5 protein-coding genes are annotated in these 12,171 nt (G+C 65.4%); 1 reads left to right on the forward strand and 4 read right to left on the reverse strand.

Translation table 11 applies throughout. The features are described 5' to 3' along the window. Nucleotides 1-51: 51 nt before the first annotated feature. Nucleotides 52-2,427, reverse strand: coding sequence for a BREX-1 system phosphatase PglZ type B (gene pglZ, locus ACOGXI_RS14815; RefSeq protein WP_419939589.1), 2,376 nt, complete (start codon nt 2,425-2,427; stop codon nt 52-54). A 145-nt stretch (nt 2,428-2,572) separates the two neighbouring features. On the opposite strand from pglZ, the gene ACOGXI_RS14820 reads away from it, so the two are divergent. Continuing rightward, nucleotides 2,573-2,761 (forward strand): hypothetical protein, encoded by a 189-nt coding sequence (locus ACOGXI_RS14820; RefSeq protein ID WP_419939590.1) that lies wholly within the window; start codon nt 2,573-2,575, stop codon nt 2,759-2,761. Here ACOGXI_RS14820 and ACOGXI_RS14825 read toward each other — a convergent pair. From ACOGXI_RS14825 to ACOGXI_RS14835, 3 genes are all read right to left on the reverse strand, one after another. Next, nucleotides 2,758-4,509 carry an ATP-binding protein gene (locus ACOGXI_RS14825; RefSeq protein WP_419939591.1) on the reverse strand — a complete coding sequence of 584 codons (1,752 nt, stop codon included), beginning with the start codon at nt 4,507-4,509 and terminating at the stop codon, nt 2,758-2,760. The two genes, ACOGXI_RS14820 and ACOGXI_RS14825, sit on opposite strands and share 4 nt — an antisense overlap. After that, nucleotides 4,502-8,149, reverse strand: a complete 3,648-nt coding sequence (locus ACOGXI_RS14830) for an Eco57I restriction-modification methylase domain-containing protein (RefSeq protein ID WP_419939592.1) — start codon at nt 8,147-8,149, stop codon at nt 4,502-4,504. The genes ACOGXI_RS14825 and ACOGXI_RS14830 overlap by 8 nt, the downstream gene beginning before the upstream one ends. 109 nt (nt 8,150-8,258) lie before the next feature. Beyond that, nucleotides 8,259-11,924: an RNA-directed DNA polymerase gene (locus tag ACOGXI_RS14835; RefSeq protein ID WP_419939593.1), complete on the reverse strand. Its 3,666-nt coding sequence runs from the start codon at nt 11,922-11,924 to the stop codon at nt 8,259-8,261. Nucleotides 11,925-12,171 lie beyond the last annotated feature (247 nt).

Raw genomic sequence — 12,171 nt, forward strand, 5'->3', positions numbered from 1 at the left:
CGCCATCGCCCGTGGGGGCGTCCGGCTCCTGTGTATGCGTTCCCGAGTCGCTCACGTATCCTCTCCCACGCGGGTCGGTTGCTGCGAGAGTATACGACCGTCGGCGTCAGTGATGACGAGGACGAGCGTTTTCTCCTCGTGTTTGTCGTCGTCGAGGACCAAACTCACCGAACCGTCCTCCGGCACGTTCTTGGCCGTTTGGGCCACAGACTCGCCCGAGGGGATCCTGAGCCGAAGGTCGGCGGTCACCGGGTCGCCTCCGCGAACTTCGATCTCGGCGTAGCAGCGCAGCCGCCGCCAGGTGATCGAACGGATTGTGGCGGCGATGCCGCTCCCCGCTGTGCGTTCGACGCGCATGTCGGGGATGAGGCATTCCTGGACGCTGAGGCCGCCGTGGGCGTATTCGTCACGCTTGCTGAAGCAGGCGATGCCTCGGGGGGTGGCGAACCACTGGCCTTCATTCCAGTGCCAGGGATGCCGGGGGACGTCGGGCGTGGAATCGCCGGAGATGACGGCGCAGCGCGCCCACTTGGATTTGGTTAGGTGTTTGGGAAGCTGCACCATCGGAAGACCGCCCGGCAGCCAGAGCCAGCCGTGGTCGGTGACGATCCGCACCGAGCGCCAGCCCGCGGCAAGCAGTTGCGCGATGCGCTCGGCGAGCGCGTCCAACTCCTGATCAACCAGCCGCGCGAAGGTCGCGGCATCGTGATCGTGACCGAACTTGTCGATCTTGCCGGTCTCCAGCCAACCGCGGGCGCCGGCCTCCAGCGGCAGATCCAAGGTGCCGTCGCCGACGATCTGGTAGCCGCGTTCCTTCATCGCCATGCGGAGGTCGTCGGCGAGCGCGGGCCGGGGCGGGCTCTTGCCGTCGCCCGTGCCAATCGCGGGCCGGAACTCGGTGCCCAGCGTGTCGCCTTTGACGAGATCGGCCACCGGCGTGACTGCGGGTTTGCCCGTGGCCGTCACGGTGGGGATCGCCGCCCAACGGTGACCGGGGGAGACCTCACAGCCGCGCCGTTCGAGGCGGCCGGCCAGATCCCGGCCCAGTTCGTAGCGCAATCCGTCCACGAAGACGAGACACTCGTCTTCCCGCGCCTTGACGAGCGGCTGCTCGCCGCGGCGGGGGAGAGATGTCCGTTCAACCGCCTCCTGGAACGCCGTTGCGGTGTCCCGCAACCATGGTTCGAGCAGGTGCCGGACGGTGGACGTGACCAGCGCTGCGTCTGGGCCCCATGCCCGTGCGAGTGCGGCCCGGGCGTGAGCGTCGGCCCGCCAGCCCGTGTCCGCGTAGGTTGCGGCGATATCGTCCGGCGCGGCCCCGCCGATGGCGCTTCGCGTCGTGTCGGCGAGACCGGCCAGCGGTTCCAGCGTCGCGGCCAGCGGCGAATGTCCGAGCCGCGCCCACACCCAGTCCCGGCGGTGGCCGTGCGCAGCCTCCAGCGCGAGCACCGCGTCGCGAGCCTCCTCCACGGGGCACTGCGGCAGGGATGAGAGCGTTTTGCGAACCTCGGCTTCGTCCTCGTCGTTGAGGTCGGGCCAGCGCTCCCGGTCGAAGGCGAGTTCGCCCGCCGGGCGGCTGCGGCGCAGGAGTTCCTCGACACCCGGATACGCCTCCGGAGCTTCCGCGTAACGGCCCCAAACGCTTGCCCACGCCCCGCGCCCGTCGCCGAGCCGGGCACCCGCTGCCACATCGGCTTCGATCCCGGGGTCGAAATCGAGCTTGTCGGCGCACCGTTGGCGGAAGGCCCTCCACTCGGCGTCGCCCAGGTGGGCGCGTGTCGCGTCCGGATCCGCCATCCAGCGCAGCAGGTCGCGCCGGTAGTCCTCCGAGAGCATTTGGTTGAAGTCATCGGCATCGAGGCGGCGTCCCCGAAGCTGGGCCACAGGCCGCACAGCCACCTCCGCCAGCGCGCCGCGTAGCGCGTCGAGAGTCGCCCGGTCCCCTGCGATGTCGAGTCCGACTCCTTTGGCGGAACCCAGGAAGGCGGCCGCGGTCCAGTCCTTGCCGTTCGGGTGGTTCCACAGGACGCCGCGGTACAGCAGCTCCACCAACGGCCTTACCGCCTCCGGGCAGGGCTCGCCCGCCCGCAGATCGCCGCGCTCGAACCCCGGCAGGTAGAGAATCGGCGCGCGCGCGCCCGGTCTCGGATCGTTTAGGTCTGGTGTCCCGTTCGCAGCGGGCATCCCGGACGGTGTGATCGTCCCGTCCACCACGCAGCGGAGCCAGATCGCTGGCCCCGTGCGGGCATCCGGATCGTAGCCGCCCAGTGTCAGCAACTCCGGCATCCGGTTTCGGAGGACGTAGAGTAGTCGCTCCCATTCTCGGGTCCCATCGGGCCACAGGATCGCGCACGGACGGGCCTGACCGTCCGACGCCGCGTCCCGGGCACGTAGGCTGCCGACAAGCAGGTCGAGCGGGGTGTCCATCAGGCCAACGCCGCGCGTCCCCTGAGCCAGCTGGGATGGCCGCCGCGGGACGTGATGACCGGGAAGGAGCGGCCAAGCCGACAATGTATCGTCCGATGCTCGAAAACGGTGTTGGCGATACATTTATCGAGTGCCGGAACCTCAAATGTATCACGAAACGGTTTTGGTGCCCGATCCGCGCCGCGATGTCGTCGCATCCCTTGCCGCCGCCGAGTTGACCACAGGCGTGGTGCGCGCATTTCCTTCTCCGAAGGGTATGAATTGCGTGGAAAACGCGGAAATAAATGCGTGGTCGCGCATTTCCACCCATCTGTCCACCGAAATGCGCGGTTAATTGCGCGGTCGAACATCTCCGTCCTTGGCATCGTCTTGGCCAGAGCCGATGTATCGCGTGCCCCGGCCCCGTCCTTTGACGCGAACCCGGCCGGTGCCCGCCAGCTTATCGATCAGGCGACGCACTTGGTGGCGGTCCAGGCCCGTGATCCGGCGGATGTCCGCGTTCGTGAGCCCCGGCGCGCGCCGCCGCGCGCGATCCTCGATCATGTCCAGCACCTTGATCTCCGCTTCCCTCAAGTCGATCCGCTCCCCATCCCCAAGCAGGGCGGGCGGGGCAATGCGATCAAGGAGTTCCGGCTCGAGCCCCCAAAGAACGCCCTGCTTGTCCTGAATCCGCAAGAGATAGCCGCGTTCCGACTCCAGCGACGAGAGGATGGCCTCCGCCCGAGTGGGTGGCCGCTGGCACAGGTCGGCGGCGGTCGCGGCGTCAATGTGCGGCCGGTCCAGCAGGTGGTTGAGAATGAGCAGCTCGTCCACGGCGAGGGTGCGGCCCTGCCTGGCCTCTTCCGCCACGAAGGCGCGGAACGGGGTGGAGAGCGCCGACGCGCGCAACGTGATTCGCACACCATCTCCCATGTCGTGGATCTCGGGTGGCGGCTTCCCCTCGATGAGAAGCGACGAGAAGATGCGCTCCATGCCGAGGTTCGTGCGGTTGACGAGCCGCAGGCGGCTCAACGCTTCCACGAGGCAATGGTTCCGGGTCACGGGTGCGTGGTGGAGGATGTTCTCGGGCGTCAGGTTGCCTACGAGTCCACCGGGGTTGGTGATTTCGATACGGTCGGAGTACTGCTTCACGAGCCGGGGGCTGGCCACCCGCAGGTCGGCATGGCACAAGGCGTTGAGAAGGGCCTCCCGGAGCGCCGTCTCGGGATAGGTCCGGTACTCGAAGTGGTACGGTCCGCTGCGCACCGTCTCGATGGGGTTGTTCGCCATGATCCGGTCGAGGATGCGGGCCAACGCGACCGTGAGCGCGTCATTCCCGTCCGCGCGATCTCCGTACTCCGTGTCCGATGTCATGCGGACATGCGTCCAGTCGTGGTACGGGATGTGCGCGCGGATTTCGGCCGTTGAGCCGGCCAACAGCACCGCCGCCCGCGTGGGTCGGCCGTCCCGGACGACGCCGATCGCCGTAAGCAAATCGTCGTCGCCGAGCCCAAGCAGTTCTGAAGGGGCGAGTTCCGCCGCCGCCGATGCCCGGAGCGACTCCATCGCGGCGGCCGAGATGATCCGAGCGACCGGGACATCGACGATTTCGGCGGTGAAGTCATCTTCTCCCGCCGCTTCCACCAGACGGCGCCGGAGCGTCCCCGTGAGCGGCTTGCAGTCCGTTCCGACTCGAATCGTGCCGCGTCCGCGGGTGTCGGTGTGGGGAGGCATGCCGGGATGGATGTGCATGAGCACGAGGCGGCCGGTCCCCTCGGGGACGTACAGCTCCTCGAAGACCGGCGTGATCTTGGGCTCCGAGGAGTCGTAGACGGCGAGCTTGAGCCGGTTCACGTCCAGCTCGGGCGGCACGCCCCGGATAGCATCGTCGCGGCCCACCACGCGGTCGGCCACGCCGAAGACGATCGTGCCGCCGCCGCCGTTCGCCATGCAGACGGCCATCTCCACGGCCAGCCGCGCCACCGTCCGCGGGTCTGCCCGCGTGACGTCCTTGAAGTCGAGGTCCTGCGCCTCGAGATCTCCGGCCGGGCACTCGTCCAGCCGCGCCAGCAGCGTCTCCACTTCGCCTCTCGTTCTAGGCACGGGTTTTCTCCCCGCGCCGCGCGGCCTCGCGAGCGGCGCGCTTGGCGGCGAGCGTGTAGTGAAGGTTGTTCCAACGGTTGCCGTCGAACGCCTCGCCGTGTTCGGCCGCGTAGTCCGTCCGCTCTTCCGCTGTGCCGGCCCCGGGACACGACCAGAACCACGGGAAGTCCTCCGGGTCGCGGAGTTCCTGCGGCTCCTTCCCGCGGTCCTTGCCCCACGTGATGTTGGGTCTCGTCCGCAGAATGCCAGCGCCCGCGCGGCCTCCCGAGATTGCCGCCCTCATGAAGGGGCGGATGTTCAGGCGGACGCCATCGTTGATGTCCGGGTTCCAGCCGACGGGCTGCTCGCCAACGGACTTCCAGCGCACGAAGATGTCGTAGGGCGGCTCGCCCTCCAAGATCTTCTCGAGTTGCTCCCGCAGCTCCAGCGCCGCCACGAGGCGCGCATCCGCCCCCGCGACTCCCTCGCGCCGGGCCTCCCGCTGCCGCGTGATCCAGTCGCTGAGATAGGAATAGGTCACCGTCTCCAGCGTGCGGCGGCCCTCTCCGTCAGGCCCCGCAAGCCGGTGGTAGTTGACGAGTGCTTGGAAGCCGTCGTTCCGGCCGTCCCAGATGTGCCAGATGAAGGGGCGGTGGTGGAATAGCTGGCAGTGCTCCGGAAAAAAGTGGTCACGCAGCCAGTCCTCCAGCGACATCGGCGGCCTGTCGCTCGTGGCGGCCAGCAGCGCTCGTTCGGTGTCCGGCGACCACTCGTCGTCGTAGGCGGCGGCCAGCAGTCTGCGAACACGGTCCGCCGCGGTCGCCTCGCCACGGGTCGGAGAGAGACAGACGATGCCGTCGGCGTCTGCGAAGTCTGCGAACTCCGCACAGTACTCGACGAGTTCACGCTGCTCCTCCGCCAGCCGCATCTCATGGTCGAGTTCCGCCGGCCACCGGTATCCGAGCAGCCGTGCGACAGCGACTTGGAGGACGGTGTTGTCAATCCGAAGCGGCCCACGGACGGTCCACTTCTTCTCCTCGTCCCAAACGACGCTTCCGCACGGATCGCCGTGGAAAATCCATTGCGTCGGGTCATCCGAGTACGGCTCCGGCAAGCCGTTGGGGTAGCGCTCGGCGGCGACTGCGGTCCAATGGTCGGGGTCGAAAGGAACCTTGACGAGGGCCGCGTTGGTGACCTTGAGGCTTTGGTCGAACTCGCGCACGGCGGTCGCGTACTCGAGCGAGGAGCAGAAGGCCCATACGGCGGGGAGATGGGTAGGATCATGTGGGACGATAACCGCTACGTTCTGATGAAACCGCCGGGACGAAAACCGGTATGCGCGCAACATTCCCATCCGGTGCATGGAGACACCGTGTCTGCCGACTGCCCTTGAACCTTTGGTAGGGTACGCGCCGGGACTCAGGTGTAGCGAGCCCTCACCCCGTTCCCACCTGATTACTCCGGTGAGGCCGCCATACTCTGTCGGCACGGGTGGAGTATGCTGCACGAATTCCCATGTGCGCTGGTCCAATGTCGGGAGTGCCCAAAACGGTAAGCAATACCGGTTATCATCCCCGGTCTGAATGCCCACGAAGCTGTCAGCCAGATCACTGAGTAGCATTCCGTCGCCCACCGGCCGCATCAAGACAACGGCATCTGGATTCTTCAGCTGATCGGCTTGGACTGATCCAACTATTTCACTCCAATCCGCCAGCAATCTTGCCTTCTCCGGGGGTTTGATGGCGCGCTGGCCGTGGGGGGTGGAGACGTCGATGCCGGCCATTTCCCAATCGGGTTGGGGGCGGTCGGCGGAGAGGATGTTCAGCGCCACGTTGACGACATGGCCCGTAATCGTCTCAAAAGCACCCGGCCCCAAGCGGGCGACGAGGTTCCACATGTGATCCTTCAGAAGTCGTTCTCGCAGACTTCGATACGTCGTGAGGAACAGCCAGTTCTGCGGTGTGACGGTGGCTTGCGTGCCGTGGTCGCCGAGCCAGCGGAAGAAGCGCGACACGAAGACCGTGGCGACGTCGCCCTTGGCGTCGGCGTGGTGGGATTGGCAGAAGTGTCGCAGCCGTTCCGACTGTTTTCCTCGCGCAAGGTAAGGGACGTTCGTGATGACCAACGTGTACGTATCCCCCAACAATTCGGCCGCGTGAGCCATCCCACGCGCGGCGATGGCCCGCTCGGTGAGGTCGGGATCGGGCACGTCGCGAGCGAGGATCTCGGAGAGCAGCGGGCGGAGGCGTCCGTAGTCGGTTCGGAAGACATCGCGCTGCCCTGACGAGGCCCGGGGATCGATTAGCGAACCGAGGATGGGTGCCTGTTCGAAGAGGGCGTGTAGCTCCCCCAAGCTCTCGCGGACGGGTGCGGAGAGGAGGTTATCGTCCGTGCCCAGCAGGTCTCGATCCGCCGGAATCCCCCCGGCTGCGGCGAGCGAGTCGGCGAGATCGAGCCATTCTTCGCGGGTCGAGTTGGGCGCGAGACCGGAACAGGCGATCTGAGGCGGCGGAAGCTCGACGGGCTCACCGACCATCTTCCAAGCGGCGAGGGCGACATTGAATACCGCGATCTGCGTACAACGTGGGTCGAGTTCGAGGCCGAACAGGTTGTCCCGAAGTACCGCGCACACGGCATCGGCGACAGCGAGCGACTCCTCCTCCATGCGCAGCCGCACGAGGAGGTGGAGGGCCTCGACGAGAAAGTGCCCGCTCCCGCAGCAGGGATCGAGCACGCGGAGTTCGGCCGCGGCTCGGGGCCAACGCTCGAAGGAACCCGCGGCCGGCCGCCACGGTCCCGTCGGCTTGTCCTCCGCGTCGCCCTCCAGCGCCTCACGCACAAACCGGAGGTAGGAGAAGTCGTACCCGCCCCCTGCGCGCAGCCGCACCGCCTCGCGAAGCTCTTCCTCGGTCTCCGCCTCCCGATCCAAGCCAGAGAGCCGCGCGAGCACGCGCCCGGCCCTCCACGCCCCGGTCGTGTTGTGGAGGAGGAAAAGCACCATGTAGCGTTCGGTAAAGAGCTGCGTCACGGCGGGCAGTTCGTCCGCCCCGATCTTGACGCCGCTCTCGTTGACCGCGTCCTTCCGTTCCGCCTGCCAGTACTGGTAGGTCCAGCCGAGCGAGTCGTCCGCCGTGAAGACGGCGGCGGGCAGGTCCGCAAGCAGCTTGCGAAGAGCTTGATTGGTCTCCGGCGGAAGCTGCAATGCGAGCACGGGGTCATCGGGCGTGAAGATCGCCGGCAGCATGTCGGACGCCCACCGGCCGGCCGCCTCCCAAGGGTTTTCTCCCCGCTCGCGCGCGAGTTCCTCGCACTCCGCCAGCGAAACGGGCACGCCGGACTCCGGCTCGATGAGGAGTTCGTTCTCGGCGAGAAACCGCGCAAAGAGCATCCGGTGCCAATGCTCGTAGGCGGTTTCGTGAACGAGCCGGTCCATCTCCTGCTCGCCGGTCCGGGCGTTACGGCGGTCGCCAAGCTGACGCCCGTGCGCCCGCAGCCGCCGCCGCAGCTGGTGCTCGCCGTCCGTCATCCCCTCATGCGATCGCCCCTCCCCGACCGCGAGCGCCGCCAGCGCCATCCGCGCCCCATCCTCACCAGCTCGCCGGGCGCCCTGGATCGCCGCCGCAAGCTTCTTTCGAAGCTCCGCCGGGAGGTGTGTGCTCATTGCCCGAGACCCCATGGTTGAGCCCGTGCGCAAGCTGTCCCGAGCCGGGTATTGACGACCATCCGCCCTTCGCGTACGCAAACACGACGTTTGGAGACGAACCGACTCATCATCCCGCCCCCGTCGAACGCCAACCTGCCGGAGGCGTCTTGTCTTCGCCATCCTCGCCACGACGGAGGAACTCTCTCGGAATATCCAAAAACGCCATGGTCGCCTGCCGTTCTCCGTGCAAGTGGAAGATCTGACGCGTGTGCTCCCGGTCCGCCTTTCCTCGCTTCGGCCAATAGGCGCAACTTCCCCCGTGTTGACCATTGTTGGCGATGATGACCAGTTGATAGAGGCTATAATGCAGCGATGTCGCCAACCGATCATACGTACCCACATCCGGGTTCAAGGCGGGCACGGCCACCACGTCGGTGAGGTCGCGAAGACGCGCGCCCAGCGTCACATCTGTGGCGTCGTAACAGATGACGCCGGTTGTCCGCAGTCGCTCCTCATGCTGCTGCCCGGGGACCTGATCTTCCGTCGATGGCTTTAGGAGAGTCTGGTCAACCAACCACTGACATGGACGGAACCCCATAACGTCTAACGTTTCTTCTCCCTGCGACAAGTGTTCCTTCCCCTGGGTTCGCACTGCCAACTGGAGTCCCCCGCGTCTTGTGAGTTCCGGGATGACCCAGATCGCAGAGTTTACCCTCGAGTAGCCGTCGGCAATCTTATGGTATGTCAGGCCCGCCAACACAATAGCTCGGTGTCTCCTCGCAAACGGGAACAGGTGCCGTCGCACATCCTCTGGATGCACCGAGAGTTCGGGAAGTATGAGCCAGTCCACCCCAGGACGCTCATTGTGAGATGCTCGGAGATCTATCATCGCTTCCACGGCCATCAGGGCTGACGCCAAGTGGTTGCGGTGCATTCGGCGGACCTCCCTGTCGTCAAGCTCAAGGTCATCGTCGCCGGATCGGTATTGCGATGCGGTCGGCACGACAGTCTGAAGCACGCAAGTCCTGATTGACTCCCGCGACGGCACGCTTCCCCGGGTACGCCACGGCAGCATGAACGGAACGGATACGTCTTTGTTCAAGTTCTCCAACACTTCAATTCGCGATTCGATTTGCTTTTTGATCTCCTCCGGACCTCCCGCACCGAAGTTGGGATCGGTCGGCGGTGGGCATCCCGGCCAACGCAAGAGGTGGAACAACAGATCATCGAACCACTCCGATACAGGCGTCCAGGTGTCGCCGAATCCGGCCTGCGAATTGAAGAAGCCGTGCTGGCGCAACAACGGATGGCTCCGCACGCTGCGGTATCCCCACCGTGGCGCACTGCCCCGAAGTCGCCACGGCCGTACGGTCTGTGTGAAGTCAGAGCGCTTGCTCAGAATGAAGCGCAGCAGGTAACCCAACTGGACCTGAGGGCGGCGAGAGGGGGGACACCATCGTGGTACTCGGTAGATGGATCCGGTCAGATCCGCATCGGTATCCAAGACTTCGAGCGCAACGATTTCCGGCGCACCGCACTTGGCGGTGTCGGAGAGTGCCAAGCGTACCTGATTCGGAGTGATGACTGTGGGAAGCGAGTCCCTCCGCTGTTCGAGGAACGTGCGTGAGAAGCGCAAGAGCGCCAGCTCGTTACGAAGAGGTTCGGGAATCTGCGCGGTACGAACGTACTCGGACAGTCTCGGACGGGTGCTTGGCCGAGAATCGTGCGCCGCACCCGCCGTGAGGCAAAGGTCGTAGCGCAAAGAGTCCTCGAGGGTGACCGCAGGGCAGGCGGGGTCGGCGAGCAGTTCTTCGAGGAAGCTGAGATCGTGTACACCTATCGCATTCAACCGCGCTGCCGCGTTCTCCGGAGACATGGTCCCGATGGCCGAGATTACGAGCGATCTCGCCGACTGGGTGGCCGCGAAGGCACGCCGAAGTATCACTGCCGCTCCTGCGAAGGCTTCCTCGGACAGGTCGTTCGCGTCGCCCGTGAGAAGCTGCTGCAGGTGTCGATAGTGCTGAGGAAGGTCATTGGTGACCGCTTGGCGCGCGTGGCTCGGCGAAAGGGACGCGAGAAAAAGGCACGCTTGCTGTCTAAGATACCAGGGCAATGCAGACCCTTTGCGGAGGACATCTAGTGCCCCCTCCGCAAGTCTCTCCCGGTAGGTCTCTAGGTCGACATCGCCGTGGAGGCATTCCGAATCACCGACGATACCGGTCTCCGTGGCTCCTGCGGCAAAGATCTCTGCGAGACAGTACCAGGCGACTGGTGCCGGATCATTCGCCGAAGCGGCAGGAGGTAGCTCGGGAACGCTGTCGAGGTAGGGACTGATGATGCTGAGAACGGCATCCAATAGTGCGTGGTGAGGCCACAGATCCAGGGCGATCCGAAGCAGTCGGACGTTCGACGGATCGGTCTTCCAGTGTTCGACGAGCGATAGGGCGAATGCATGCGCCGACTCGTCAAGGTCCTCGATCGAGAGAGGCGTCGGGGACGGGGTGTCCACCTCACGGGTGCGCGCGCCGAGGAGCGGACGCAGTGATCGATACGTTGTGCGGAACCGTTGGGCGCAAAACCGGGCCGCCGTGTCGCTCCGCACGTCGACCTGCGGCGTCAAGGGCCAAGAATCTCCGTCACCAACCGGAACGTGCGGCGCCTGGCGTTTCGCCAGAGAGTGTACGGTCTCAAGTATCCATTCGCCGCGTATCGCATCGAATCCGCCAGAGACTTGAGCCTGTATGCGGTCCATCGTCGGCTTGAGTCGAACCCGGTGGGCTGGGTCGGCATTGAACGGAATGGCGACCGTTTTCTCTTCCGCCACCAACAAGCCCGCCGTGGTCGCGTCCAACGTGCCTTGGAGCCACGTTGCGACCCGCTTCTTTACACAGTCCGCCGTCATGGGAGCGGGGCTGCTGACGACGACGCGCAGGTCATCCACATACCGACAGGCGTCGTCCACCCGTAGACCATCGGCGATCGGTTGTCCGAACTCGTCGGCGAGCAGGCAATCGAAGTCGAGGAGGACGATGTTCGCAAAAAAACCTGCTGCCGCAAGACCTTGAGGAAGGGCTATCGTCGAGAAGTCCGGGAGCCCATTAGCGCGTCCGTACGTGGTCACGGCGGCGTGATCGTCCGAGTGCCACAACCAATGGAACAGTTGCTTGGTGAAGGAGAAGAACGGTTCTTCCTCCGGTGAACGACACAGTTGTTCGAGCTTTTTGTGGAGTACGTGCGGACGGACGCGATCATAGAACGCGCTAAGGTCGGAATGAACGATGAAGACGTGGCGACGAGAGTCGTCGGACGCCTCGGTGACGAGACGGTTGGCCACTGTCTCGGGGCGACCGAGAAAGCTCCGGTAATCGGTGAAGAAACGGCGGTAGAGCCCTGAGGATCCCCACCGGTGATGAAGCTGAGTTCCCTGGGGGTCGCAGAAAAGGCGGTGGCCGTAGGAGAGGGTCTCGAATTGGTTAGCCCCCGGCTCGCCCGGCTTGGGGTTGCCCTGTAAGGACTCTACTCGATCCGCGAGACAGAGCAACGCGGCCGTCGCGGCGACCTGTTCGCGAAGGGCTACATGCGCGAGGGGGCGTAGGCGTACGTGGTCATCTCCAGCGTCGTTAGATGAAGGCTTCCATGCCCCCGTCTCGCACACACGCCACGGTGTCTTCTGCGACTTTGGTGCGGGGACGATGCGCAAGGGGCTATTGGCCCATTTCTCGGTCATCGTGAGCGTTGATTTGATCTCGGCCAGAAACGACGGAAGCCGAACCGTCTCCCAGTCAATCGCCAACGGATCCGAGAACCACGCATGGTGGCGGATGTGAGACGCTGTCTTCTTCCACGCTTGGATGAGCACCTCGTCGCGACGGAGGCAAGCCAGTGTGGGCGCAAGCCGGTCTCGGACGGGACGCCGGGGCCTTAGGCGCAGGGGGGTCATGGATTGGCGCCGAGTTCGCCCGTTCGCCAGAGATCACCGGCGCGGTAGGCGTCAAGCCAAACCGAGAGCGTCTTGGGGTCAAGCCGGTGGAGTTCGGTCC

Source organism: Candidatus Palauibacter sp. (assembly GCF_965208055.1).
Taxonomy (GTDB): domain Bacteria; phylum Gemmatimonadota; class Gemmatimonadetes; order Palauibacterales; family Palauibacteraceae; genus Palauibacter.

Coding starts and splice junctions, on each gene's coding strand:
- pglZ (WP_419939589.1), bottom strand. CDS start 2,427: ATGGACACCCCGCTCGACCTGCTTGTCGGCAGCCTACGTGCCCGGGAC.
- ACOGXI_RS14820 (WP_419939590.1), top strand. CDS start 2,573: ATGTATCACGAAACGGTTTTGGTGCCCGATCCGCGCCGCGATGTCGTC.
- ACOGXI_RS14830 (WP_419939592.1), bottom strand. CDS start 8,149: ATGAGCACACACCTCCCGGCGGAGCTTCGAAAGAAGCTTGCGGCGGCG.